This is a genomic window from Pseudomonas cremoricolorata, from assembly GCF_000759535.1.
Lineage (GTDB): Bacteria > Pseudomonadota > Gammaproteobacteria > Pseudomonadales > Pseudomonadaceae > Aquipseudomonas > Aquipseudomonas cremoricolorata_A.
On the sequence record NZ_CP009455.1, the window covers coordinates 274,546 to 300,951 of the forward strand.

The following is a 26,406-nucleotide window of genomic DNA, read 5'->3' on the forward strand; positions in this document are numbered from 1 at the left end:
ATGTCGAAGTTCTTTATCGATCGCCCGATCTTCGCCTGGGTGATCGCCTTGGTGATCATGCTGGTCGGCGCCCTGTCGATCCTCAAATTGCCGATCAACCAGTACCCCAGCATCGCGCCGCCGGCCATCGCCATCGCCGTGACCTACCCGGGGGCCTCGGCGCAGACCGTGCAGGACACCGTGGTGCAGGTCATCGAGCAACAGCTCAACGGCATCGACAACCTGCGTTATGTGTCGTCGGAAAGTAACTCCGACGGCAGCATGACCATCACCGCCACCTTCGAGCAGGGCACCAACCCCGACACCGCCCAGGTGCAGGTGCAGAACAAGCTCAACCTGGCCACCCCGCTGTTGCCGCAGGAAGTGCAGCAGCAAGGTATTCGCGTGACCAAGGCGGTGAAGAACTTCCTGATGGTGATCGGCCTGGTGTCCGAAGATGGCTCGATGACCAAGGACGACCTGGCCAACTACATCGTTTCGACCATGCAGGACCCGATCTCGCGCACCGCAGGTGTCGGCGACTTCCAGGTGTTCGGTGCCCAGTACGCCATGCGTATCTGGCTCGATCCGGCCAAGCTCAACAAGTATCAGCTGACTCCCGTCGATGTGCGCACCGCGGTTACCGCGCAGAACGTGCAGGTGTCCTCCGGCCAGCTCGGCGGCCTGCCGGCCATGCCGGGCACCCAGCTCAATGCCACCATCATCGGCAAGACCCGCCTGCAGACCGCCGAGCAGTTCGAGAAGATTCTGCTCAAGGTCAACAGCGATGGCTCGCAGGTGCGCCTGCGTGACGTTGCCAAGGTTGGCCTGGGCGGCGAAAACTATTCGGTCAGCGCCCAGTTCAACGGCAAGCCTGCCTCGGGCATGGCGATCAAGCTGGCCACCGGCGCCAACGCCCTGGATACGGCCAAGGCACTGCGCCAGACCATCAGCGACTTGGAGCCGTTCTTCCCGCCGGGCATGAAAGCGGTGTTCCCGTACGACACCACGCCAGTGGTCACCGAGTCGATCAGCGGGGTGATCCACACCCTGATCGAAGCCGTGGTGCTGGTGTTCCTGGTGATGTACCTGTTCCTGCAGAACTTCCGCGCCACCATCATCACCACCATGACCGTTCCGGTGGTGCTGCTCGGCACCTTCGGCATCCTTGCCGCGTTCGGTTTCAGCATCAACACCCTGACTATGTTCGCCATGGTCCTGGCCATCGGCTTGCTGGTGGACGACGCCATCGTCGTGGTGGAGAACGTCGAGCGGGTGATGTCAGAAGAGGGGCTACCGCCCAAGGCGGCGACCAAGAAGTCCATGGAGCAGATCCAGGGTGCGCTGGTCGGTATCGCCCTGGTGCTGTCGGCGGTGCTGCTGCCGATGGCTTTCTTCGGCGGCTCGACCGGGGTCATCTACCGGCAGTTCTCGATCACCATCGTTTCGGCCATGGGCCTGTCGGTATTGGTCGCACTGGTGTTCACCCCGGCTTTGTGCGCCACCATGCTCACCCCGCTGAAAAAGGGCGAGCACCACCACGCCAAGGGCGGCTTCTTCGGCTGGTTCAACCGCAGCTTCGACCGCAGCGTGCAGGGTTACGAACGCAGCGTCGGCTTCGTTCTGCGACGCAAGATTCCGTTCCTGCTGGCCTATGCGCTGATCGTGGTCGGCATGGTCTTGCTGTTCAACCGCATCCCCGCTGCCTTCCTTCCCGAGGAAGACCAAGGCGTGCTGTTCGCCCAGGTGCAGACGCCCGCCGGCTCCAGTGCCGAGCGCACCCAGGATGTGGTCGACCAGATGCGCAGCTACCTGCTCAAGGACGAATCCGACACGGTGTCGTCGGTGTTCACCGTGACCGGCTTCAACTTCGCCGGTCGTGGGCAGAGCTCGGGCATGGCCTTCATCATGCTCAAGCCATGGGGCGAGCGCTCGGCGGAGAACAGCGTGTTCAACCTCGCCACCCGCGCCCAGCAGCATTTCTTCACCTTCCGCGACGCCATGGTGTTCGCCTTCGCACCGCCTGCGGTGCTGGAGCTGGGCAACGCCAGCGGCTTCGACGTGTTCCTTCAGGACCGCGCCGGCGTCGGCCATGAAAAACTCATGGAGGCGCGCAACCAGTTCCTGGCCAAGGCCTCGCAGAGCAAGATTCTGGCCGGCGTGCGCCCCAACGGCCTGAACGATGAACCGCAGTACCAGCTGATCGTCGACGACGAGCGCGCCAGTGCCTTGGGCGTGACCATCGCTGACATCAACAACACCCTGTCGATTGCCTTGGGCGGCAGCTACGTCAACGACTTCATCGACCGCGGTCGGGTCAAGAAGGTCTACATCCAGGGGCAGTCCAGCGCGCGCATGAGCCCGGAAGACCTGCAGAAATGGTACGTGCGCAACGGCCAGGGCGAGATGGTGCCGTTCTCCTCCTTCGCCAGCGGCGAGTGGACCTACGGTTCGCCCAAGCTGTCGCGCTACAACGGTGTGGAAGCGGTCGAGGTGCTCGGTACGCCGGCGCCGGGCTACAGCACCGGTGAAGCGATGGCCGAGGTCGAGCGCATTGCCGGCGAGCTGCCGGACGGCATCGGCTACGCCTGGACCGGCATGTCCTACGAAGAAAAACTCTCGGGTTCGCAGATGCCGGCTCTGTTCGCGCTGTCGATCCTGTTCGTCTTCCTCTGCCTGGCAGCGCTGTACGAAAGCTGGTCGATTCCGATCGCCGTGGTGCTGGTGGTGCCGCTGGGCATCATTGGTGCGCTGATCGCCACCAGCCTGCGCGGTCTGTCCAACGATGTGTACTTCCTGGTCGGCCTGCTGACCACCATCGGCCTGGCGGCGAAGAACGCGATTCTCATCGTCGAATTCGCCAAAGAGCTGCATGAACAGGGGCGCAGTCTGTACGACGCCACCATCGAAGCCTGCCGCATGCGTTTGCGCCCGATCATCATGACCTCGCTGGCGTTCATTCTCGGCGTGGTACCGTTGACCATCGCCAGCGGCGCAGGCTCGGGCAGCCAGCACGCCATCGGCACCGGCGTGATTGGCGGCATGATCAGCGCCACGGTACTGGCCATCTTCTGGGTACCGCTGTTCTTCGTCGCCGTTTCCTCGGTGTTCGGCGGCAGCAAGCGTAAAACCGACGAACACTCCGAACATCCCGTCACTCCACGTAATGAGGCTGGGCAATGACCAAGTCCCTGCTGTCCCTGGCAGTAACCGCTTTCATCCTCGGCGGTTGCTCGCTGATTCCTGACTACCAGACCCCGGAAGCCCCGGTCGCGGCGCAGTGGCCGCAGGGGCCGGCCTACTCGCCCGCCGAGTCGGCCGATGTCGCCGCAGCCGAACAAGGCTGGCGCCAGTTCTTCACCGACCGTGCGCTGCAACAGCTGATCCAGACCGGCTTGGAAAACAACCGTGACCTGCGCGTCGCAGCCCTGAACATCGACGCCTACCGCGCGCAGTACCGCATCCAGCGGGCCGATCTGTTCCCGGCGGTGTCGGCCAACGGCAGCGGCAGTCGCCAGCGGGTGCCGGCCGATCTGTCGCAGACCGGCCGGGCTGGCATCACCAGCCAGTACTCGGCCACGGTCGGGGTCAGCGCCTATGAACTGGATCTGTTCGGTCGGGTACGCAGCCTCAGCCAACAGGCCCTGGAGATCTACCTGTCCAGCGAAGAGGCACGGCGCTCGACGCAGATCGCCCTGGTCGCCAGCATCGCCAATGCCTATTACACCTGGCAGGCCGATCAGGACTTGCTCAAGCTGACCAAGGACACCCTCGACGCCTACGAGCAGAGCTTCAACCTGACTCGCCGCAGCAGCGAGGTCGGGGTTGCTTCGGCGCTCGATCTGAGCCAGGCACGCACCGCCGTGGAAGGCGCGCGGGTCAAGCTGGCGCAGTATCAACGCCTGGTGGCGCAAGACCTCAACAGCCTGACCGTGCTGATCGGCACTGGCGTGCCGAGCAACCTGCCGGCGCCGCTCAAGCTCGATGCCGACCAGCTGGCCGAAGTGCCGGCGGGCCTGCCGTCCGACCTGCTGCAGCGGCGTCCTGACATCCAGGAAGCCGAGCACCTGCTCAAGGCCGCCAACGCCAATATCGGCGCGGCGCGCGCAGCGTTCTTCCCCAGCATCAGCCTGACCGCCAATGCCGGCACCCTCAGCCCCGACATGAGCGGGCTGTTCAGTGCCGGCTCGGGCACCTGGCTATTCCAGCCGCAGATCAACCTGCCGATCTTTAACGCCGGTGCGCTGCGCGCCAGCCTCGACTACGCGAAGATCCAGAAGGACATCAACGTCGCCAAGTACGAAAAGACCATCCAGACCGCCTTCCAGGAAGTCGCCGATGGCCTGGCCGCGCGCAAGACCTTCGAAGAGCAGTTGCAGGCCCAGCGCGATCTGGTCGCCGCCAACCAGGACTACTACCGCCTGGCCGAACGTCGCTACCGCATCGGCATCGACAGCAACCTGACTTTCCTCGACGCCCAGCGCACGCTGTTCAGCGCGCAACAGGCGCTGATCAGTGATCGCCTGTCGCAGCTGACCAGCGAGGTCAATCTGTACAAGGCCCTCGGTGGCGGCTGGTACGAGCGCACCGGCCAGGCCCAGCAAGCGTCGGTGCAGACGCCCAAGGGCTGATCGATCGCAACGCCTTCGCAGCTCGATCGGAACGTCCCTCGCTCCGGTCGAGCTGCGATTGAAGGCAGAACTAACTGACTTGCCCCACCCCTCTCCAGCGCGGCGGTCACACGCCAACGCTTCTATAGAAATTCAATAATCGAATATAAAACCAGACACATATTCGTTGACGGAATAATCAGTCAGCACGGAACATGCCCTACCCGCCCCTGCTGCTGAGCCCGAGATGGATCTTCGCCAACTGCGCTATTTCATCGCGCTGACCGACTACCGCAGCTTCGTGCGTGCAGCAGACGCCATGGGCATCACCCAGCCGGCCTTCAGCCGGGCGATCCAGAATCTTGAACAGACCTTAGGTTGTCAGTTGATCGACCGCGCCAACAAGACCTTGGCGCCGACCGCGCAGGGGCTGGTGGTACTGCAACATGCGCGGCGTCTGGTGCAGGGCGCAGCACAGTTGAGCAACGAGGTGTTGCAGATGAGTGCGGTGGATGCTGGCGAGCTGCACTTTGGCTGCGGGCCGGCGATGGCGGTGAGTCTGGTGCCGCAGGCTTTGACGCAATTGATGGGCGAACGGCCGGGCATCCATACCCGCCTGCTCACCGCCGCACCTGAACGACTGGGCGAGGCCTTGCGCCGCGAACAGATCGAATTCTTCGTCGACGACCTGCGCCCCTTCGAAGCCGACCCCTACTTCCACACCCAGCCTCTGCAAGCGCGAGCCGGCACGTTCTTCTGTCGCGCAGGCCACCCTTTGCTGCGCAAGGACAGCCTGTCGACCAACGAACTGTTCGACTACCCGCTGGTCAGCCATTGGCTGGCACCTGGGGTGCGCAAGTACCTGGCCAATCTGAGCGGGCGCAGCGACCTGCGCCTGCAGGTGCAGTGCGAGGATTTCAACGTTGTGCGCAGCGTGGTACTGGGCAGCGATGCCATCGGCTGCGCCAGCACCCAGGCGCTGGCACAGGATCTGGCGGCCAGGACGCTGGTGACCCTGCACTGGCGCAACCTGCCGCCGCGCCTGGACTTGCTCAGCGTGCGTTGCGGAGTGATCAGCCGCAGCGGCTATCAGCTATCGCCGGCAGCCCGAGCGCTGATCGACACGCTGTTGGTAGTGGACGCTCAGCCGACGCCGGAGCGGGTCTGAGGTCGTCCAATCCCTCAGCCTTGGCCTTGCAGAAAGGCCAGCACTCGGCGGGTAAAGGGTTCGCCAATCTCGACATTGGACAAGTGCGCCGCTGGGTATTCGACGATCTGCGCCCCAGTGATATGGCTTTGCAGGAAGCGGCCATGTTCCGGGGTGGTGACCACGTCGCCGCTGCCGGCGACGATCAGCGTCGGCACCTCGATGCGCCCCAACTGGCTGCGAAAGTCCGCATCGCGGACCGCCGCGCAGTTGGCTGCGTAACCTTGGGCCGAGGTGCCTGCCAGCATTTGCGTGATGCGCTGGCATTGCAGCGGATGATCGGCGACGAAATCCGCGGTGAACCAGCGTGCCAGCGACGCATCGCGCAGTTCGGCCATGGCCTGCTGACCACCGCCCAGCACCAGGTCGATGCGGCTGTTCCAGACCTGGGCAGTGCCAATCTGCGCGGCGGTGTTGCACAGAGTCAGGCTGTGCAGCCGATGCCCGGCATGGATGCCCAGCCACTGGCCGATCAAGCCCCCCATCGACAGCCCGACGAAATGCGCACGCTCGATGTGCAGCGCATTGAGCAAGGCCAGCACGTCGCCACCGAGCTGCTCGATGCTGTAGGGGCCGTCACTGACCGTCGAACCACCGTGACCCCGAGTGTCGTAGCGCAGTACGCGAAAGTGCTCGCGCCACAACGGCACCTGCTCATCCCACATGCCCAGATCGGTGCCCAACGAGTTGGACAGCACCAGCACCGGTGCCTGGGCAGGCCCCTCGAGTTGGTAGTTCAGTACGCCATCGGCCAGTTGCACGTGTGCCACGGTGGTCTCCTTGAGGCTATGCCGGTTGAGGTTGGGGGTCAGTGATCGTCATGCAGGTACGCCGCCTGCTTGGGCAAGCGCAGGCTGAACAGGAAGGCCACCGCCATCATCGCGGTGACGTACCAATAGAAGCTGTTTTCGATCCCCATCGACTTCAGGTTCAATGCCACGTATTCAGCCGAACCGCCGAACATGGCGTTGGCCACCGCGTAGGCCAGGCCAACACCCAGCGCGCGCACTTGCGGGGGGAACATCTCGGCTTTGACCAGACCGCTGATCGAGGTGTAGAGGCTGACGATGCACAGCGCCACGGTTACCAGTACGAAGGCCAGGAACGGGCTGGTCACGGTTTTCAGTGCCATCAGGAGCGGCACGGTGAACAGTGTGCCCAGGGCGCCGAACAGCAGCATCGAGTTACGCCGGCCAATGCGGTCGGAGAGCATGCCGAACAGCGGCTGCATGAGCATGAACAGGAACAGCGCGCCGGTCATCACATAGCTGGCGCTCTTGGCCGGCATGCCGGCGGTGTTGACCAGAAACTTCTGCATGTAGGTGGTGAAGGTGTAGAAGATCAACGAGCCACCGGCGGTGTAGCCGAGCACGGTGATGAACGCCGCGCCATGGTTGCGCAGCAGCCCGCCGATGGAGCCGGCGTCCTTGTCCTGACGGGTTTCGGCGCTGCTGGTTTCTTCCAGTGAACGGCGCAGCATCAGCGAGATGACCGCAGCCACGGCGCCGACCACGAACGGGATGCGCCAGCCCCAGGCGCGCAGCTCTTCGTCGCTCAGCAGCTGCTGCAGAATCACCACCACCAGCACCGCGAGCAATTGCCCGCCGATCAGCGTCACGTACTGGAACGAGGCGAAGAAGCCACGCTGGCCACGCAGCGCCACTTCACTCATGTAGGTCGCCGTGGTGCCGTATTCGCCACCCACCGACAACCCCTGGATCAACCGCGCCAACAGCAGCAGCGCCGGCGCCCAGGTGCCGATGCTGGCGTAGGTCGGCAAGCAGGCGATCATCAGCGAGCCGGCGCACATCATCAGTACCGAGATCATCAGCGAATTCTTGCGCCCGTGGCGGTCGGCCAGACGGCCGAAGATCCAGCCACCGATAGGCCGCATCAGAAAGCCTGCGGCAAACACCCCGGCGGTGTTGAGCAACTGCACGGTGGGGTCATCGGAGGGGAAGAAGGCTGGGGCGAAGTAGATGGCGCAGAAGGCGTAGACGTAGAAGTCGAACCACTCCACCAGGTTGCCTGACGAGGCACCGACGATGGCGAAAACGCGCTTCTTGCGTTCTTCGCCGGTGTAATAGGTTGAGGTCATGGCGCAGATGCTCCTAGGGATTCACGGTCAACTCTAGACACAGTCGGTAACAAAGTCGTTCCTCAGGTGCCGCTTGCCTGGGGCTGGCGAGCTTCAGCCCCCAGCCCCTGGCCGTGAGCCTTCAGCCCTCGACCCGCTCGATCGCCAGCGCCAGGCCCTGGCCGACCCCCACGCACATGGTCGCCAAGCCTTTGCGTCCACCGCTCTTTTCCAGCTGATGCAGCGCGGTCAGCACCAGCCGTGCACCGCTCATGCCCAGCGGATGCCCCAGAGCGATGGCGCCGCCGTTGGGGTTGACCTGTGGGGCGTCGTCAGCCACGCCCAACTCGCGCAGCACCGCCAAGCCCTGGCTGGCGAAGGCTTCGTTGAGTTCGATGACGTCGAAATCGCTCATTGCCAGGCCCAGCCGTTCGGTCAGCTTGCGCACCGCAGGCACCGGGCCGATGCCCATCACCCGTGGCGCCACCGCCGCGCTGGCCATGCCCAGCACGCGGGCGCGGGGGGTGAGCCCGTGGCGCTTGACCGCCTCGGCCGAGGCCAGAATCAGCGCCGCAGCACCGTCGTTGACCCCCGAGGCGTTGCCAGCGGTGACGGTCTTGTCCGCGCCGTTGACCGGCTTGAGCCGGCTCAGCGCTTCGAGCGTGGTGTCAGGGCGCAGGTGCTCATCGTGCTCGACCAGGGTTTCGCCTTTGCGCTGAACGATGCACACCGGGACGATCTCTTCAGCGAAGTACCCCGCCGCCTGGGCGGCAGCGGCTTTTTGCTGGCTACGCAGGGCGAAGGCATCCTGATCGGCGCGCGACACCTGGTAGTCGTCGGCGACGTTGTCAGCGGTCTGCGGCATGGCATCGACGCCGTACTGCTGGTGCATCAGCGGATTGACGAAGCGCCAGCCGATGGTCGTGTCTTCCAGTTTCATGTTACGCGAGTAAGCGTTTTCAGCCTTGCCCATGACGAACGGCGCACGGGACATCGACTCGACCCCGCCAGCGATCGCAAGCTCCATCTCGCCACTGGCGATGGCCCGAAACGCCGTGCCAATGGCATCGAGCCCCGAGGCGCACAGGCGATTGAGGGTCACCCCCGGCACCGTCTCCGGCAACCCGGCCAGCAGCAGCGCCATGCGCGCGACGTTGCGGTTGTCTTCACCGGCCTGGTTGGCGCAGCCGAGGAACACCTCATCGAGCTGCGCCCACTGCACGCTGGGGTTGCGCTCGATCAGCGCCTTGAGCGGCACCGCCGCCAGGTCGTCGGCCCGGACGCTGGCCAGGGCGCCGCCGAAGCGGCCGATGGGGGTACGCACGGCGTCGCAGATGAATACGTCACGCATCAGGCTTCTCCTGGCGCCTGGCCATGGGCCTGGGCGGTACGGGCTTCAAGGTCGCGCAGCGCCGAGAGCTCGGTATCGCTGGGCGCAGCGGTGTGCTGCAGGTCGTCGGCAAAGCGCACCGCCCAACCGGTGGCGGCGACGATCTGCTCGCGGGTGACGCCTGGGTGCATCGAGGTCACGACGAATTCGTTGCTGCCAGCTTCCGGCTCCATGATGCACAGGTCGGTGATGATGCCCACCGGCCCTGCCCCGGGCAGTCCCAGGCGCTTGCGCGAATCGCCGCCTTCGCCATGGCCTACCGAGGTGATGAAGTCGAGTTTTTCCACGAACGCCCGGGTCGATTGCTTGAGGATGATCAGCACCTGCTTGGCCGAACCTGCAATTTCCGGAGCGCCGCCGGCCCCGGGCAGACGCGTGCGCGGCGCATGGTAGTCGCCGACCACGGTGGTATTGATGTTGCCGAAGCGATCGACCTGGGCAGCGCCGAGGAAACCGACATCGATTCGCCCGCCTTGCAGCCAGTAGCGGAAGATTTCCCCGGTCGGCACCACGGTGTCGGCGGTCTCGGCCAGTTCACCGTCGCCGATCGACAGCGGCAGCACGCTCGGCTTGGCGCCAATCGGGCCGGACTCGTAGATCAGCACCACATCCGGCGAAGAGGTCAGCCGCGCCAGGTTGGCCGCCTTCGAAGGCAGGCCGATGCCGACGAAACACACTGCACCATTGCGCAGGCGGCGGGCCGCGGCGACGGTCATCATTTCTGCAGTCGAGTAGCTCATTGTGCGGCCTCCACGGTGCTGGCCAGCTTGGCCTTGAATGCGTCGAAATCGGCGGTGCCGCGAATATAAGTGTCGATCCAGGCGCTGAACGCCTCGCGGCTGCGGGCAATCGGGTCCCAGGCCTGGTAGAAGCGGTTGTCGCGCTCGTAATAACCATGGGCGTAGGACGGGTGCGCGCCTCCGGGCACCAGGCACACCGCGCTGAGCGCCCAGGTGGGCAGTACGCAGGCATTCATCGGTGCATCGAGGTCGTCGACGATCTCCTCGACCGTGACGATGCAGCGCTTGGCCGCCAGGGCCGCTTCCTTCTGCACGCCAAGAATGCCCCAGAGCAGCACGTTGCCCTTGCGGTCGGCTTTCTGCGCGTGGATCACCGTGACGTCCGGGCGCACCGACGGCACCGCCGCCAGCACTTCGCCGGTGAACGGGCAGGTCACGCTCTTGATAAGCGGGTTGACCTTGGGCAGGTCGGAGCCGGCATAGGCGCGCAGCACGGCGAACGGCAAGCCAGACGCGCCGGCGACGTACGCGTTGGCCAGATCAGCGTGGCTGTGTTCTTCGATCTCGATGGCATGCGGCCATTGCTTCTCGACCGCGTCGCGCAGGCGGTGCAGCGAACCCACGCCGGGGTTGCCGCCCCAGGAGAACACCAGACGCCTGGCGCAACCGGCGCCGATCAACTGGTCGTAGATCAGGTCAGGCGTCATGCGCACCAGGGTCAGGTCGCGCTTGTTCTGACGAATGATTTCGTGACCGGCAGCGGTCGGAATCAGGTGAGTGAAACCTTCCAGGGCGACGGTGTCGCCATCGTGGACGAACTGCTGCACGGCATCGCGCAGCGAAAGGATTGCAGCCATTGGGGACTCCTGGTCAGGACGAGTCGGGGCAGCGGGCCGCGCTGGCAACGCCGCTGTGCGATGGCTTGAGAGTAAGGAGACTGACCCGGGCAGGACAATCCGATAATCGCGTATATGGGCGATTATCGAACACTAAGTGAATGACCTGCTCACCGCTGAACTGCCGCTCAACCGAACAGCTGATGACACAGGTCCTGGCTGGTCGACAGCAGAATGGGTAAGAAGCGCTGTTCCAGCTCGCTGCGACTGACGCGCCCGACATGGGTGCTGACGTTCAGTGCCGCCAGCACCTGCCCCGAGGCGTCATAGATCGGCACGGCGATCGAGCGCAGGCCTTGTTCCAGTTCCTGATCGACCACGCACCAGCCCTGCTCGCGGACCTGCTGAATGCACGCGAACAGCGAGTCAGCGTCGTGCAAGGTGCGGCTGGTGCGCGGCTTGAGGTCGGCGCGCTCCAGGTATTCGCGCAGGCTCGTATCGTCCAGGGCGGCGAGCATGATGCGCCCCATGGAGGTGCAATAGGCAGGCAGTCGGCCGCCCACCGAAAGGTCGACGGAGATCAGCCGTTCCACCGTCGCAGAGCGGGCAATATAGAGAATGTCGTCGCCTTCGAGGGTGGCCATGTTGGCCGCTTCATGAAGCGCTTCGCTGATGCGGTCCAGATACGGCTGCGCCGACACCGCCAGCGGCGTCGACGACAGATAGGCATGGCCCAGGGTCAGGACCTTGGGCAGCAACGAGTAGGTGCGGCCGTTGGTGGTGGCATAGCCAAGTTTGATCAGCGTGTGCAGGCAGCGCCGAACGGCAGCGCGGGGAATTTCCGTACGGTGGCTGATCTGGGCGATGGTCAGGTGGCGTTTGCGTTCCTGGAAGGCCTGGATCACCGCCAGGCCGCGCGCCAGTGAGGTCATGAAGTCGGGATCGCCGGTGAAGGCCTGAATGCGCTTGGCCGGCGACGCCACGATGGGCGGGGCCATGGCTGCGCCAGGGCGCGACACAGAGGTTGCAGTGGCTTCAGGGATGTCGTCACTCACGGAGAGGCCTCAAAAAATTGGTGCTTGAATTTCACTGCCTTGTGCGATTATCGGACAAACGACCGATAATCGCAATTGACCGATGACACGTTTGCTTATACCTTTCTCGTGCCCATGTGGCTTCTTTGGAGAGACTGGTCAGGTACCCACCGTGGAAGCTTCAAGGCAGCGGCCTCGCTCTTGCGCGAGGCCGTTTTCATTTACGCCCGGCTCTGGAACTTTGCGGGGGTGGCGCACACTCCAACGTTTGAGTCGGGTTGTTACTGCGCACTTATCCGATTACAACTTCCTGGCAAACAGGCGCGACTCAGCCAAGACCAGCTAGTGGCCTTGAACGAACCTGGGGTTATAATCGCTTGCCTTGATTAGTCAGGGCATCGCCTGGCCACCCCCTCGGTTCAAGGATCACTCTGTGTGATCGGCGTCATGCCTCGATCGTCGCGCAGCGCTGAGCCACTGCCTTGCCGACGTTGTTCGGCCTGCTCGCGAGGGCATCGCAACACTTCTTTCTGCACGCTCCGTGGCTGAGCCCATGCCCGGTGCGTTATCTACAACTGACAGGTAAGACTGTGACCAAAGAAGAACTTCGCGCTGAACTTGAGCGCCAAGCCGAGCGTTATACCGGAGTCTACGGTGGTGAAGTCACCACTTACGCCGCGCAACCTGACCCCGAGCGCAAGCCCTGGCGCAAGCGCGCTACCGTTCATGATCAGGCTTACGCCGAAGAGCTGGACAAGATGGAAAAGGAATTGCGCAGCGATAAACCCTGACGCAGATCAGCGGTCATCGAGAAACTTGCCTGAGATCGATTCTCAGCTGTGTCGACGCAGCTTTCGCAGACATGCTTTCACACAAATTTCATACACGTGTTTTAAAAGCCGTGACGACCGACTCTCGCCCTTATTTCAAAGGTTTTCAAAGCCTTGCAGCGCAGGATGACGGGGGTCGAATGAGAAGCGTCCTCAGACTGCGGTCGCAGGCGTGACTTCGCGCAGGCTTTTTGAGTCCAAGCGGGTGCTTCGATTGTCATGGTTTTCTGGCATAATCCGCCCCCCTTTCGACCGCCAGAAAACCTTTCATGATCGATTTATTCAGCGGACTGGACGCCTGGGTAGCCGTGAGCCTGGTGCTCGCACTGACCTTTGTGCTCGCCTTCGAGTTCATCAATGGCTTTCATGACACCGCCAACGCGGTAGCTACCGTCATCTATACCAAAGCCATGCCGCCGCACCTGGCCGTGTTCTTCTCGGGGGTGTTCAACTTCCTTGGGGTCGTGCTCGGAGGCGTTGGCGTTGCCTATGCCATCGTCCACCTGCTGCCCGTCGAGCTGCTGATCAACGTCAACACCGGTCACGGTCTGGCGATGGTCTTCTCGCTGCTGGCCGCCGCGATCACCTGGAACCTGGGCACCTGGTACTTCGGTATTCCTGCGTCCAGCTCGCACACGCTGATCGGCTCGATCCTCGGCGTGGGCCTGGCCAACGCGCTGATCAACCATATTCCCTTGGGTGATGGGGTGAACTGGCAGAAAGCGATCGACATCGGCCTGTCGCTGGTGTTCTCGCCTCTGGCCGGCTTCATCGTCGCTGCGCTGGTGCTGCTGGGCCTGAAGTGGTGGCGTCCGTTGTCGAAGATGCACAAGACCCCGGACCAGCGACGCAAGCTCGACGACAAGAAGCACCCGCCCTTCTGGAACCGCATGGTGCTGGTGGTTTCGGCCATGGCCGTAAGCTTCGTGCACGGCTCCAACGATGGCCAGAAAGGCATCGGCCTGATCATGCTGGTGCTGATCGGTATCGTCCCGGCGCAGTTCGTGCTCGACCTGGGCAGCAGCACCTACCAGATCGAACGCACACGCGACGCCACTCTGCACCTGAGCCAGTTCTACCAGCGCAACGAAGCCACCCTGGGCGAGTACCTGGCCCTGGGCAAGGCGCGCTCCGGCGACCTGCCCGAGCAGTTCAGCTGCAACCCGCAGCAGACCGAACCGACCATCAGCGCGCTGCAAACCTCGCTGCAAGGGGTGACCGACTACCACAACCTCGGCGCCGAGAAGCGCGTGGAAGTGCGTCGTTACCTGCTGTGCCTGGACGACACCGCGAAAAAGGTCAGCAAACTGCCAGGCCTGGACGCCCGCGAGCGGGCCGACCTCGACAAGCTGCGCAAGGACCTCACGGCCACTACCGAGTACGCGCCGTTCTGGGTCATCGTCGCCGTCGCCCTGGCCCTGGGCCTGGGCACCATGGTCGGCTGGCGCCGTGTGGTACTGACCGTCGGTGAGAAGATCGGCAAGCAGGGCATGACCTATGCCCAGGGCATGTCGGCGCAGATCACCGCAGCCTGCGCCATCGGCATGGCCAACATCTTCAGCCTGCCGGTATCGACCACCCATGTGCTGTCTTCTGGCGTGGCCGGCACCATGGTCGCCAACAAGAGCGGCCTGCAGGGCGGCACTATCAAGACCATCCTGCTGGCCTGGGTGCTGACCCTGCCTGCTACCGTGGCACTCGCCGCCGGCCTGTTCTGGCTGGCGACCCTGGCGATCAGCTAAGTCTGCTCGCGCTTCAGGCCCTCTCCAGCGCCCGCGCCTGGAGGGGGCCTGAACGCATAGGCCAGCGCCCCTACCCTTCGCCGCCCCCTTCCTCGAAGAAACCGCTCAAGCTAGCGGCTCTGCCGGCCGATACCTGTCTCTGACCGCCCCTGCACCTCCCGCAGCGTGGCGCGCGGCGTGCCCACCGTGGCAGATGCCAACCCGATAGACAGCCAAGCGGACCCGAGGACGCCATGCGCAAGAGCCTTCGTTTCAGCCACAAGATTCTGATCGCTGCATCATTGATCGTGATCGTTGCCTTCACCCTGTTCACCCTGTTCAACGATTACCTGCAACGCAACGCCCTGCGCGCCAACCTCGAGAACTACCTCAACGAGATGGGCCAATCGACCGCGACCAACGTGCGCAGTCTGTTCGACGGCCGTATTCGCCTGGTCGAAAACCTGGCGCAGAACATCGCGCAAAATCCTGGCGAAGCGGCGCTGCTGATGGGCCAGCAGGCGCTGACCTCAAGCTTTCTCACGGTCTACCTCGGCCAGCCCGACGGCCGCTTCACCGTGCGCCCGGACGCCAAGATGCCCGACGGCTACGACCCGCGGGTACGCCCTTGGTACAAGGACGGTATGGCGGCCAGCGGCGCCATCCTGACCGAGCCCTACATCGACCTGACCACCCAGCAGATGGTCATCGGCATCCTCAGCAAGGTTTCCGCCAGTGAAGGTGTGGTGGGCGGAGACCTGGCCCTGGATGGTCTGGTAAAGATCATCAACTCGCTGAACTTCGGCGGCATGGGCTACGCCTTCCTGGTCAGCGACCAGGGCAAGATCCTCGTCCACCCGGACAAGGAGCTGGTGATGAAATCGCTCACCGATGCCTTCGCGCAGGACACCCCGAAGCTGACCAGCCAGCTCACCGAAGTCAGCGTCAACGGCGAAACCCGCTTGCTGAGCTTCACCCCCATCACCGGGCTGCCCACCGCCAACTGGTACATCGGTCTGTCGGTGGACAAGGACAAAGCCTTCGCCATGCTCAGTACCTTGCGTACCTCGGCAGTGATCGCCACGCTGGTCGCGGTGGTTATCATCATGGCCCTGCTGGGCCTGCTGATCCGCGTGCTGATGCGCCCGCTGCACGTGATGACCCGCGCCATGGAGAACATCGCCGAAGGTGAAGGTGACCTGACCCGGCGCCTGGATGTGCAACACCATGACGAGTTCGGCATCCTCGGCAATGCGTTCAACCGTTTCGTCGAACGTATTCATGGATCGATCCGCGAGGTCGCCTCGGCCACCCAGCAGGTCAACGAAGTGGCCTTGCGGGTGATCAGCGCCTCCAACTCGTCGATGACCAACTCCGATGAGCAGAGCAACCGCACCAGCAGTGTCGCGGCGGCGATCAACGAGCTCGGCGCTGCCGCCCAGGAAATCGCCGGCAACGCCGCCCTGGCCTCGCAGCATGCCAGTTCGGCTCGGGTACTGGCCGAAGAAGGCCAGCAGGTAGTGGAGCGCAACATCCAGGCGATGAACCGCCTGTCGGACCTGATCGTCACCTCCAGCGGGCATATCGAGACGCTCAATGGCAAGACCGTCAACATCGGCCAGATCCTCGAGGTCATCACCAGCATCTCCCAGCAAACCAACCTGCTGGCACTCAACGCGGCGATCGAAGCCGCCCGTGCCGGTGAGGCCGGACGCGGCTTCGCCGTGGTTGCCGATGAAGTGCGCAACCTGGCCCATCGCACCCAGGAGTCGGCGCAACAGGTGCAGACCATGATCGAAGAACTGCAGGTCGGCGCCCGCGCTTCGGTGGAGACCATGGACCAGAGCCAGCGCCACAGCCAGGACAGCGTCGACATCGCCAATCAGGCTGGCGAGCGTCTGGGCAGCGTGACCGAGCGCATCGGTGAAATCGACGGCATGAACCAGTCGGTGGCCACGGCCACGGAGGAACAGACTGCCGTGGTCGAAGCGATCAACATCGACATCAGCGAGATCAACCTGCTCAACCAGGAAGGCGTGGAGAACCTCCAGGCCACCCTGCGCGCCTGCTCGGACCTGGAGCAACAAGCCAGCCGTCTCAAGCACCTGGTCGGCACGTTCCGTATCTGACCTGCTGCGTTCCCGGCTCAGCGACGCGTGCTGCGGCGCTGGGCCGTTGCCGTGGCAAGCCCTGCCACAGCACCGATGCACGCTGCGTGGTCGTCAGCCAAATCGAACAAATGTCACCGATGAAAGGTCCACCTTCAGGCGCTACCTGTAACGGTGTGTTACAGCCGTAAGACAGCGCCGAAGATGATCCCGGAGGGACACCGATCGTGCACATTGCTGACATCACCATGTTCTACGCCCCCGCAAGCGGCGGCGTACGAACCTATCTTGATGCCAAACACCGCCGCCTCGACGCCATGCCTGGCGTGCGGCACAGCCTGCTCATTCCGGGCGCCACCGCCACTCAGGCGGATGGGATCTACCAGGTCCCCGCCCTGCCCCTGCCATTCGGCAAGGGCTACCGCTTTCCGGTGCGCCTGGCGCCCTGGTGCAACACGCTGCGCAAACTGCAACCGGACTTGATCGAAGTCGGTGACCCCTACTTCACCGCCTGGGCCGCGCTCGAAGCGCGCCGCCAGCTGGACGTGCCGGTCATTGGCTTTTACCACTCCGATCTGCCACTGCTGGTCAGTAACCGCATGGGTAACTGGTTCACGCCCAACGTCGAGGCCTACGTCAGCAAGCTGTACGGCAACTTCGATCGCGTGCTGGCGCCCAGCCAGGTCATGGCCGACAAACTGATTCGCCTCGGGGTCAAAGAGGTGCATGTGCAGCCGCTTGGGGTCGATCTGAACCTGTTCAATCCCTCGCGACGTGACCCACAACTGCGCGCACGCCTGGGGTTGGCCGATACCACGCGCCTGCTGGTGTTCGCCGGACGCGGCTCGCGCGAGAAGAATCTGCCGGTGCTGCTCGACTGCATGCGCGCCCTGGGCAGCCATTACCACCTCTTGCTGGTGGGTTCGAGCATGCCGGCCAACGTGCCGGACAACGTCAGTGTCATCAACCAGTTCTGCCCGCCCCAGGAAGTGGCAGGCCTGCTGGCCAGTGCCGACCTGCTGGTGCACGCCGGTGACCAGGAAACCTTCGGCTTGGTGATTCTCGAAGCCATGGCCAGTGCTACGCCGGTCGTGGCCGTGCGTGCCGGGGCATTCAGCGAGATCGTGCGTGACGAATCCGGCCGCCTGTGCACGCCGAACGACGCCCAGGCCATGGCGGCCAGCGTGCGTGAGGTGTTCGAAGAAGGCGCACGCAAGCTGGGTGCGCAGGCACGCCAGCATGTCGAGCAGCATTATTCGTGGGACAGCGTGGTCAATGGCCTGCTGGAGCATTATCACGCGGTGCTTGGTCATCAAATGCCGGTGCGTGCCCATGGGTGAGGTGCAGGATGCGCCGCGCAGCGTGATGCTGGTGCTGCACGACGTGGCGCCGGAAACCTGGCCGGACTATCAGCCGTTCGTCGAAGCCGTCGATGCCTTGGGCGATGTGCCGATGACCTGGCTGGTGGTCCCCGATTTCCACCACCGCAATGCCCTGCAGCACGCGCCGGCGTTCTGCCGCCTGCTGCAACGGCGCCTGACCTTGGGCGATGAGCTGGCCTTGCATGGTTTCTACCATGCCGATGATGGTCCGGCGCCACGCAGCCCACGCGAGCTGTTCATGCGCCGTATCTACACCCATGAGGGCGAATTCTATGGGTTGGATCAGGCCGAGGCGATGCGCCGTCTACGTGAAGGGCTTGCCGTGTTCGACGCCCAGGGACTACCGGTCAAGGGCTTCGTCGCCCCGGCCTGGCTGATGAGCGAAGGCACCCGTCAGGCCCTGCGGCAGTTGCCCCTGGCCTATACCAGTACGCCCCAGCACCTGTACCGCCTGCCTGACTTTCAGGCCATCGACGCACCGGGCCTGGTGTGGAGTGCGCGCAGTGCCTGGCGCCGCGGCCTGTCGCGGGTGGTCAGCGACTGGCAATGCCGACGCCTGGCAGGCGCCAGCACCTTGCGCCTAGGTCTGCACCCGGTGGACATGCGCCACCGTTCATCGCGCGACTACTGGATGAACACCTTGCGCACGCTGATCGCCCAAGGTCGTCAGCCGCTGACCAAGTCGGCCTGGCTCGAGCGCCAGTTGCAGCCATGAGTCGGCTGGTCTGGCTCGGCGCGGCGCTGCTGCTGGGGGCCGTGGTGCCGTTATGGCTGGGCGGCGCCGACCTGCTGCCGCGGTTGCGTCATTTCTCGCCCACGCTGCTGGTGGGTCTGCTGGGCATGATTGTGCTGTGCTGGGTGATCAACGCCTGGCGCCTGCGCTTGCTGCTGGGTCAGCAAGGCGAGCACCTGAAGGTCGTTCGCAGCGTAGGTGTCGTGATGGCCACTGAGTTTGCCATCTGCACAACGCCCGGCGGCAGCGGCGGACCGGTGGCGCTGATTGCGCTGTTGCATCGTGAAGGGGTCAGCGCCGCGCGCAGCGGTGCGGCGTTCGCCATGGATCAGCTCAACGACTTGCTGTTTTTCTTCTGCGCAATGCTGGCGATTGCCGGGTACGCCATGTTCAACCGCCTTGGCCACAGCCAGCAGAGCATGCTGATGGGCAGCGCGCTGATGCTCTGCGCTGCACTGCTGCTGTTGCTCGCGCTGCTGCGCTGGCGGCGTCAGGTGATGCGTTGGAATGGTCGGATGCTCAAACGCCTGGGCATGGCCGCCAGTCGCAGGCGGCGGTGGGCGCGCAAGCTGTTGCGCTTCGTGCAGGCACTGGCGCAGACCTGGCGCCTGCCCAAACGCACTCTGACGCTGGTCTTCGCCCTCACCTGCGCGCACTGGGGCCTGCGCTACAGCGTGCTGTACCTGGTATTGCAGGGGCTGGGGGCGAACCTGGCGTGGATACCGAGCTTTCTGGTGCAGATGCTGGCGCTCAGCGCCGGGCAGTTCAGCCTGTTGCCGGGTGGCGCCGGCGCCGCCGAGCTGACCAGCGCCACCCTGCTGACGCCGCTGGTAGGCGGCTCGGCAGCGGCGGCGGCGATCGTCATCTGGCGTGGTATCACCTACTATTTCTACCTGCTGGCCGGTGCGCCGGTGTTCGTCTGCCTGCTGGCGCGGCCGCTGCTGCAGCGTTGGCGGCGGCAGGTGGACTGAGGGTTAGTCGAACACGACGGTCTTGTTGCCATGCACCTGCACGCGGTCTTCGAGGTGGTAACGCAGACCACGGGCCAGCACCATCTTTTCCACATCGCGGCCGAACCGCACCATGTCTTCGATGGTGTCGGCATGGCTGACGCGCACCACGTCCTGCTCGATGATCGGGCCGGCGTCGAGCTCTTCGGTAACGTAATGGCACGTGGCGCCGATCAGCTTGACGCCACGCAGCGCCGCTTGGTGGTACGGCTTGGCGCCTACGAATGAAGGCAGGAAACTGTGGTGGATATTGATGACCCGCTCGGCATAGTCCTGGCACAGCTGCGGCGGCAGGATCTGCATGTAGCGCGCGAGCACCACGACATCGGCGCTGTGTTCGGCGACCAGCCGCGACACTTCGGCGAAGGCCGGCTGTTTGTCCTGCGGATCGACCGGTACGTGGAAGAACGGAATGCCGTGCCACTCGACCATGCTGCGCAGATCGTTGTGGTTGGAAATCACGCATGGGATATCGCAGTCCAATTCATCGCTGTGCCAGCGGTGCAGCAGGTCGGCCAGGCAGTGCGACTCGCGGCTGGCCATCAGCACCACGCGCTTTTTCTGCGCCGAATCGGTGATGCGCCAGATCATCGAGAACTCTGCAGCGATCGGAGCGAAAGCTTCGCGCAATGCCTCGATGCCAAAAGGCAGGGTCTCGGCACGAATTTCATGACGCATGAAGAACCAGCCACTCTGCGGATCGGAGTGGTGACTGGCTTCGGTGATCCAGCCGTTGTACAGCGCCAGAAAATTACTGACCTTGGCCACGATACCGACACGGTCGGGGCAGGCGATCACCAGACGAAAGGTGCGCATCGAACAGACTCCAGAACTTCGCAAAGGCGCCGATTGTAGCGGGGTGCCGGACAAAGCGCAGTAATCATCGACGTGTTGCACCTTCGCCCCCCCGGCGCCTCGATGCCGGCGTTCGGTTAACACCGGCACTTAAAGTAAAAATTTTTTTACCAAATACATCCTGACGACGGCTCATGCAAACATCGACTTCAAGATTAGTTGTTTACTTGCCAGAAACGTCTGTCTATTATTGCGCCACTGTCTCCCAAACTATGTACTCAAGGAACGCCTCATGTCCCTGATCAACGAATACCGCGCCACCGAAGAAGCCATCAAAGAACTTCAGGCGCGCCTGGCCAATCTCTCGCAAGACGACAAGCTCAAGCAAGAGCTGGAATTCGAAGGCAAATTGCGCGCACTGATGGGCGAATACTCCAAGTCGCTGCGTGATGTTATTGCCCTGCTCGACCCTGAAGCCAAAATGAGCAAAGCCCCGCGCGGTGCTGCCAAGCCAGTGACCAGCAAACGCGCGCGCAAGGTCAAGCAATACAAAAACCCACACAACGGTGAAGTGATTGAAACCAAAGGTGGCAATCACAAGACCTTGAAAGAGTGGAAAGCCAAATGGGGTGGTGATGTCGTAGAAGGCTGGTCGACCCTGCTGGGTTGATGGCCTGACGGGTACGCCCGTCTTCCCACCTGAAAAAACGCCAGCACTTGCTGGCGTTTTTTTATGTGCGTGAACATGACTTCAACTTACAGTCCATAACGCTCCTGCAAGCGCTCAGCCTCCCGCTGCCAGGCGTCGAGCACCGGCCGCACGGGCATGGCAGCGTTCTGCAGGGCGCCTTGCAGGGCCTGGCGGAAGTCGGCCAGGGTATTTGGCGCGCCCGCCGCGATCTCACTCAGGCGCTGCCGACAGAATGCATCCCAGCGTTGCAGTTCGGCGTCATTCAAGGTCGCCGGGAAGTTGCGGGCCCGGTAACGGAACAGCAGTTCCGGCAGGCGCATGTCATCGAATATCCACCGCCCCTGGGCCAACTCCTGCGGGCTTGCAGCACGCACCTGTTCGCACAGTCGACGGTCGCGGTCGCCGATAAAGCCGTCGTACAACTGCTGTTCCGGATCTTCACTGAGCGGGAAATCTTGCGCGCTATAAATCAGTGCGAGTTTGTCCTGCCACTGACTGGCCTGACTGACCAGTTGCTCGGCCCGTTGCAGATAACGCGACATATCCAGATTCAGCCGCTGCTCGTCGTTCGGCCGTATTACCGACAGTGGCGCCACCACTGGACAGCGGTTTATCTGAATGCATTTAAGCGGAACCGGTAACTCCTCCGCCGCCAATTCCTCACGTCGTGTGTATAAACGCTGACGCAAGCTGTCAGGACTTTCCTGCAATAAAGGCAGAATGTCATGATGCAAATCGCAGACTATCAGTGCATTGCGATTGCTTGGATGCCAAGCCAATGGCAATACCACCCCGAGGTAGTTGCGCTGGGCGGAAAAGCGCCCGGATATATGCACCAAGGGTTGCAGCAGCTGAATCTGCTCCATGACCTTGTGCTTGCTGCGCAGCTCGAACAGCCAGTTGTACAACTTCGGCTGACGCTCACGAATCAGACGTGCCAGGCCCAGGGTGGCACGCACGTCGGAGAGGGCCTCGTGGGCGTTGCCATGGTCGATACCGTTGGCCTGGCTGAGCAGTTCCAGGCGCAAACTCGTGCGCCCCTCCTGCTGCGGCCACTGCAAGCCCTCTGGGCGCAGGGCACAGGCGGTGCGCACCACATCGATGAGGTCCCAGCGGCTGTTGCCGCCCTGCCATTCGCGGGCATAGGGATCGAAGAAGTTGCGGTAAAGGCTGTAACGGGTGATTTCATCGTCGAAGCGCAAGGTGTTGTAACCGGCACCGCAGGTGCCGGGACGTGCCAATTCGGCATGCACTCGGGTCATGAACTCGGCCTCGCCCAGGCCTTGCTGGGCGAGCACCTGAGGGGTGATACCCGTGACCTGGCAGGCAATGGGATGGGGCAGGATATCGTCGCTGGGACGGCAATACAGGTTGATCGGTTCGTCGATCTCGTTGAGGTCGAGGTCGGTACGCACCCCGGCCAATTGCAGCGGGCGATCGCAACGTGGATTGATGCCGGTGGTTTCGTAGTCGTGCCAGAAGATGCTGAAGCTCACGGGGTCGTCCTGTCAGAAGATCGACCCGAGTCTAGCGGTGCGCGGGGGGCAGCGGCCAGTCCAGCCTAGGCCGAGGCGCTGGCCTGGCGAAAGCTAAAGAACTCCTGCAAGGCACGAACGTAGGAATCATAGTCGCGCGGCGCCTGCAGCAACATGAAGCCGGAGTCGTAGTGACCGGGCGTTTCATCTTCGTGGCACCACAGGCAACTGGCCGTGAGATTGATGAACTGCAGCCCGCCGCCTTTGAGCGGGACACGAATCTGCAGTTCGAAATCCGGACCGACCATCAGCGGCAGCTCGCTGATCAGCATGATGCCGTTTTCCGAGACATTGCCCAGATACCCCAGCGGTTGGCCGGTGATGCGGTTGAACACCTGGAGCACGGCACACAATTCATGACGCTCGATTTGGCGGGCAGTAAACATGGCGGTGATGGCTTTCCTTTAAGAGGCCAGGAAAACTCGGTACTGGCGAAGTTTGTTACAAAGGTTTAACAGATTGTAGGAACGCTCGTACAAAAAGGCGCCAAGCGGACACCGCATCCATCGAACACTGGGCACTGGCCTTGCACCGCGCGCAGGCCTTTATCGCACAAAGCATTCAACGGTATAGCAGAGGATGCCTGCGCACACCGCAACCGATCAGCGCAGGGGTACGGCCCGGGCCGGTGACACCTGCGCAGGTTGCCCTGCCCGGTAATGACCCAAACGCTCGAGGGTCTGCAGACGCGCTGCGGCGCGGTAGGCGTATTCATTACCGGGGTAGCGCTCGATCAGGTACTGATAGGTTTGCGCCGCATCGACATAGAGCTTCTGTCTCTCCAGACACTGGCCGCGCAGCAACGACACCTCGGGGTGGATGAACGGTCGGGCGCGGCTGGTGCGATCGACCTGCGACAGCTCGAGCATCACTCGCGCACAGTCGCCGCGGTCATAGGCGCGGTAGGCATTGTCCAGATGGTGGTCCATCGACCACCGGGTGCAGCCGACCAGGCTGGCGGCGGCGGCCAGTAGAATCAGGGTTCTCATGCAGGTTCTCCTCAGATGAGCTTTGTATCGGCGGCGCCGGGCAAATCTTCACAGCAACGTGCCAGCCTGACCCCGCCGCAGCCAGGTGCAACCCAGGTAGTGCAACTGAACGATGACTACAACACGATTGAGGAGTAGCCTCTCGCTGCGCTTCATTAAAGGAGTCTATGCATGACCATCCGCCGTACCAAAATCGTCGCCACCCTTGGCCCTGCCAGCAACTCGCCGGAAGTGATCGAGCAACTGATCCTCGCCGGCCTCGACGTGGCACGTCTGAACTTCTCCCATGGCACCCCGGACGAGCACAAGGCGCGTGCCCGCCTGATCCGTGAGATCGCCGCACGCAACGGCCGCCATGTAGCGCTGCTGGGCGATCTGCAAGGTCCGAAAATCCGCATCGCCAAGTTCAGCGACAAGCGCATCGAACTGAAGGTGGGTGATCGCTTCACCTTCTCCACCGCTCACCCGCTGACCGAGGGCAACCAGCAGATCGTCGGCATCGACTACCCCGATCTGGTCAAGGATTGCGGCGTGGGTGACGAGCTGCTGCTCGACGATGGCCGCGTGGTCATGCGTGTCGAAACCGCCACCGCCGACTCCCTGCACTGCGTGGTGCTGATCGGCGGGCCGCTGTCCGACCACAAGGGTATCAACCGCAAGGGCGGCGGCTTGACCGCGCCAGCGCTGACCGAAAAAGACAAGGCCGACATCAAGCTGGCCGCGGAAATGGACCTCGACTACCTGGCCGTGTCCTTCCCGCGCGATGCCAAGGACATGGAATACGCCCGCACCTTGCGCGATGCCGCCGGCGGCAGCGCCTGGCTGGTAGCGAAGATCGAGCGTGCCGAAGCGGTCGCAGACGACGAAACCCTCGATGGGCTGATCGCCGCGTCCGATGCCGTGATGGTCGCGCGCGGTGACCTGGGTGTGGAAATCGGCGATGCCGAGCTGATCGCCATCCAGAAGAAGATCATCCAGCACGCCCGGCGCAACAACAAAGCCGTGATCGTCGCCACGCAGATGATGGAGTCGATGATCCAGAACCCGATGCCGACCCGTGCCGAAGTCTCGGACGTCGCCAACGCCGTGCTGGACAATACCGACGCCGTGATGCTGTCGGCGGAAAGCGCTGCCGGCGCCTACCCGATCGAGGCCGTGCAGGCCATGGCGCGAATCTGCCTGGGGGCGGAAAAACATCCGACCAGCCAGAAGTCCAGCCACCGCCTGCACACCACCTTCCAGCGCTGCGACGAGAGCATCGCCCTGGCGGCGATCTACACCGCCAACCACTTCCCTGGGGTCAAGGCGATCATCTCGCTCACCGAAAGCGGCTACACCCCGCTGATCATGTCGCGCCTGCGCTCGCACGTGCCGATCTTCGCACTCTCGCCGCACCAAGCCACTCAGGCCCGGGCCGCGATGTTCCGCGGCGTCTATCCAATCGCGTTCGACCCGGCAGCACTGCCGGCCGAGCAGGTCAGCCAGGCAGCGGTCGACGAACTGCTCAAGCGTGGCCTGGTGCAACAGGGCGACTGGGTGATCCTGACCAAAGGCGACAGCTACCACACCATCGGTGGCACCAACGGCATGAAGATTCTGCATGTCGGTGACCCGCTGGTTTGATCACGGTGTGTCCTCTGCAGGAGTGAACACGTCGGTATACAGCTGATTTCTCGGCAATCCGGCAATGAACAGCCGTCGAGCGAACTGCTCGACGGTTGCCGGCGCGCCGCAGGCCAGCGCCACCGTTTGCCGCGACTCCAGGCGCAATGCCGCCAGCGCCGCTTGCAACTCATCCGCCAGCACCTCCTCTACGCGCAACGACCGATGCTTGCGCGCCAATTCATTCAACGCCTCTGCCAGATAGTGCCCTGATGCCCCATGGGCGACGTGCAGCAGCCTGATCGGCCCCGCGTGGCCCTGGCGCAGCGCCTCACGCAAGATGCCCCACAGCGGCGCCAGTCCGGTGCCAGCCGCGAGCAGCCACAAAGGCTTGTCGCGCCAGTCCGGATCGTAGTGCAACGCCCCGCCGCGCAGCTCGCCCAGGCTGATCGCATCGCCGCAGCGCAACTGCCGAGCACGCGCGCTGAACGCGCCCTCACGCCGGCAATCGATGTGAAACTCTAGATAACGGTCTTCGCCCGGCAGACTGGCCAGTGAATACGGCCGTGCGACCCCCTGCAGCCACAGCACGGCGTGCTGGCCCGCCTGATAACGCAGCGGGCGCTCGGGTAGCAGACGCACACGCAGCACCTCACCGAACCACTGCACCTCGGCAACCTGGGCCGGCACGCCGTCGCCGTTGGGATCGAAGGGCGCGACGTGCAGATCCTCGATCACCCGGCACTGACAGGCCAGGCGCCAGCCCTCGGCACGCTGGGCGGTGCTCAGCACGTCAGGCCGGGCGTCGGCGGGCTGGCCGTGCAGGCAGCGCACCAGGCACGCATGGCAATGACCCGCCCGGCAGCTATAGGGCACGCTGATTCCCGCCGCGAGCAGGGCATCGAGCAGGTTGCTGTCGGTCGCCACCGGCCAGTGGCGCGCGCCGACGCGTAATTCGGGCATGGGCAAGGTCTCCTGAGCACTGCCACACAGCATGCCATGCATGGGCACACAAGGCTGTCAGAACCGCTCAGGGCGAAGGTGTTTCACCCACACAGGTGCGCTATAATGCCGCGCCTTTTTCGCTGGCGGCCTGACCAGCCGCCATCTCCTGCAAGGCACTCCACGCCGCACCGT

At 63.5% G+C, this 26,406-nt stretch carries 22 protein-coding genes and 1 pseudogene; 12 read left to right on the forward strand and 11 right to left on the reverse strand.

Annotated features, from left to right (window positions below):
- The 3 genes from ttgB to LK03_RS01250 all read left to right on the forward strand — a co-directional run bounded on the left by ttgB (window position 1) and on the right by LK03_RS01250 (window position 5,757).
- Window positions 1-3,162 carry a multidrug efflux RND transporter permease subunit TtgB gene (ttgB, locus tag LK03_RS01240; RefSeq protein ID WP_038410729.1) on the forward strand — a complete coding sequence of 1,054 codons (3,162 nt, stop codon included), beginning with the start codon at window positions 1-3 and terminating at the stop codon, window positions 3,160-3,162.
- Window positions 3,159-4,610 (forward strand): AdeC/AdeK/OprM family multidrug efflux complex outer membrane factor, encoded by a 1,452-nt coding sequence (gene adeC / locus LK03_RS01245; RefSeq protein WP_038410730.1) that lies wholly within the window; start codon window positions 3,159-3,161, stop codon window positions 4,608-4,610. The genes ttgB and adeC overlap by 4 nt, the downstream gene beginning before the upstream one ends.
- A 226-nt stretch (window positions 4,611-4,836) precedes the next feature.
- Window positions 4,837-5,757 (forward strand): LysR family transcriptional regulator, encoded by a 921-nt coding sequence (locus LK03_RS01250; protein ID WP_038410731.1) that lies wholly within the window; start codon window positions 4,837-4,839, stop codon window positions 5,755-5,757.
- A 14-nt stretch (window positions 5,758-5,771) separates the two neighbouring features.
- Here LK03_RS01250 and pcaD read toward each other — a convergent pair whose 3' ends face one another.
- From pcaD to pcaR, 6 genes are all read right to left on the reverse strand, one after another.
- Window positions 5,772-6,566, reverse strand: coding sequence for a 3-oxoadipate enol-lactonase (gene pcaD / locus LK03_RS01255; protein ID WP_038410732.1), 795 nt, complete (start codon window positions 6,564-6,566; stop codon window positions 5,772-5,774).
- Between the two features lie 38 nt (window positions 6,567-6,604).
- Window positions 6,605-7,894 (reverse strand): MFS family transporter, encoded by a 1,290-nt coding sequence (locus tag LK03_RS01260; RefSeq protein ID WP_038410733.1) that lies wholly within the window; start codon window positions 7,892-7,894, stop codon window positions 6,605-6,607.
- A gap of 121 nt (window positions 7,895-8,015) precedes the next feature.
- On the reverse strand, window positions 8,016-9,227 hold the full coding sequence (gene pcaF / locus LK03_RS01265) for a 3-oxoadipyl-CoA thiolase (protein ID WP_205621231.1): 1,212 nt from the start codon (window positions 9,225-9,227) through the stop codon (window positions 8,016-8,018).
- Window positions 9,224-10,003 carry a CoA-transferase subunit beta gene (locus LK03_RS01270; RefSeq protein WP_038410735.1) on the reverse strand — a complete coding sequence of 260 codons (780 nt, stop codon included), beginning with the start codon at window positions 10,001-10,003 and terminating at the stop codon, window positions 9,224-9,226. Before LK03_RS01270 ends, pcaF begins: the two co-directional genes overlap by 4 nt.
- The gene (locus tag LK03_RS01275; RefSeq protein ID WP_038410736.1) at window positions 10,000-10,860 is read right to left on the reverse strand and encodes a CoA transferase subunit A; all 861 of its coding nucleotides are present in this window, start codon (window positions 10,858-10,860) and stop codon (window positions 10,000-10,002) included. Before LK03_RS01275 ends, LK03_RS01270 begins: the two co-directional genes overlap by 4 nt.
- Window positions 10,861-11,027: 167 nt before the next feature.
- Entirely contained in the window at window positions 11,028-11,837 is an 810-nt protein-coding gene (gene pcaR, locus LK03_RS01280; protein WP_038410737.1) for a pca regulon transcriptional regulator PcaR, read from the reverse strand.
- A 626-nt stretch (window positions 11,838-12,463) separates the two neighbouring features.
- On the opposite strand from pcaR, the gene LK03_RS01285 reads away from it, so the two are divergent.
- From LK03_RS01285 to LK03_RS01310, 7 genes and pseudogenes are all read left to right on the forward strand, one after another.
- On the forward strand, window positions 12,464-12,664 hold the full coding sequence (locus tag LK03_RS01285) for a hypothetical protein (protein WP_038410738.1): 201 nt from the start codon (window positions 12,464-12,466) through the stop codon (window positions 12,662-12,664).
- 308 nt (window positions 12,665-12,972) lie between these two features.
- On the forward strand, window positions 12,973-14,445 hold the full coding sequence (locus tag LK03_RS01290; RefSeq protein WP_038410739.1) for an inorganic phosphate transporter: 1,473 nt from the start codon (window positions 12,973-12,975) through the stop codon (window positions 14,443-14,445).
- A 377-nt stretch (window positions 14,446-14,822) separates the two neighbouring features.
- A pseudogene (locus LK03_RS22745) lies at window positions 14,823-15,695 on the forward strand (cache domain-containing protein); the annotation flags it as partial.
- A 93-nt stretch (window positions 15,696-15,788) separates the two neighbouring features.
- A complete protein-coding gene (locus tag LK03_RS22750) occupies window positions 15,789-16,553 on the forward strand; it encodes a methyl-accepting chemotaxis protein (RefSeq protein WP_430962064.1) in 765 nt (254 codons plus the stop codon).
- A 227-nt stretch (window positions 16,554-16,780) separates the two neighbouring features.
- The gene (locus LK03_RS01300) at window positions 16,781-17,872 is read left to right on the forward strand and encodes a glycosyltransferase family 4 protein (RefSeq protein WP_038414552.1); all 1,092 of its coding nucleotides are present in this window, start codon (window positions 16,781-16,783) and stop codon (window positions 17,870-17,872) included.
- On the forward strand, window positions 17,865-18,629 hold the full coding sequence (locus LK03_RS01305) for a DUF2334 domain-containing protein (RefSeq protein ID WP_038410741.1): 765 nt from the start codon (window positions 17,865-17,867) through the stop codon (window positions 18,627-18,629). The genes LK03_RS01300 and LK03_RS01305 overlap by 8 nt, the downstream gene beginning before the upstream one ends.
- Window positions 18,626-19,618: a lysylphosphatidylglycerol synthase transmembrane domain-containing protein gene (locus LK03_RS01310; protein WP_038410742.1), complete on the forward strand. Its 993-nt coding sequence runs from the start codon at window positions 18,626-18,628 to the stop codon at window positions 19,616-19,618. The genes LK03_RS01305 and LK03_RS01310 overlap by 4 nt, the downstream gene beginning before the upstream one ends.
- A 3-nt stretch (window positions 19,619-19,621) precedes the next feature.
- On the opposite strand, the gene purU is transcribed toward LK03_RS01310, so the two are convergent.
- The gene (purU, locus tag LK03_RS01315) at window positions 19,622-20,473 is read right to left on the reverse strand and encodes a formyltetrahydrofolate deformylase (protein WP_038410743.1); all 852 of its coding nucleotides are present in this window, start codon (window positions 20,471-20,473) and stop codon (window positions 19,622-19,624) included.
- Window positions 20,474-20,744: 271 nt separating this feature from the next.
- Between purU and mvaT the strand changes: the two genes are divergently transcribed.
- Window positions 20,745-21,122: a histone-like nucleoid-structuring protein MvaT gene (gene mvaT / locus LK03_RS01320; protein WP_038410744.1), complete on the forward strand. Its 378-nt coding sequence runs from the start codon at window positions 20,745-20,747 to the stop codon at window positions 21,120-21,122.
- Between the two features lie 86 nt (window positions 21,123-21,208).
- On the opposite strand, the gene sbcB is transcribed toward mvaT, so the two are convergent.
- The 3 genes from sbcB to LK03_RS01335 form a co-directional block, all read right to left on the reverse strand.
- Window positions 21,209-22,639, reverse strand: a complete 1,431-nt coding sequence (sbcB, locus tag LK03_RS01325; RefSeq protein ID WP_038410745.1) for an exodeoxyribonuclease I — start codon at window positions 22,637-22,639, stop codon at window positions 21,209-21,211.
- A 65-nt stretch (window positions 22,640-22,704) separates the two neighbouring features.
- Window positions 22,705-23,064, reverse strand: coding sequence for a PilZ domain-containing protein (locus tag LK03_RS01330; RefSeq protein WP_038410746.1), 360 nt, complete (start codon window positions 23,062-23,064; stop codon window positions 22,705-22,707).
- Window positions 23,065-23,280: 216 nt separating this feature from the next.
- Window positions 23,281-23,667 (reverse strand): tetratricopeptide repeat protein, encoded by a 387-nt coding sequence (locus LK03_RS01335; RefSeq protein WP_038410747.1) that lies wholly within the window; start codon window positions 23,665-23,667, stop codon window positions 23,281-23,283.
- A gap of 171 nt (window positions 23,668-23,838) precedes the next feature.
- On the opposite strand from LK03_RS01335, the gene pyk reads away from it, so the two are divergent.
- A complete protein-coding gene (gene pyk / locus LK03_RS01340; protein ID WP_038410748.1) occupies window positions 23,839-25,290 on the forward strand; it encodes a pyruvate kinase in 1,452 nt (483 codons plus the stop codon).
- Here pyk and LK03_RS01345 read toward each other — a convergent pair whose 3' ends face one another.
- Entirely contained in the window at window positions 25,291-26,232 is a 942-nt protein-coding gene (locus tag LK03_RS01345; protein WP_038410749.1) for an iron-sulfur-binding ferredoxin reductase, read from the reverse strand. It lies immediately after the preceding gene.
- Between the last annotated feature and the right edge of the window lie 174 nt (window positions 26,233-26,406).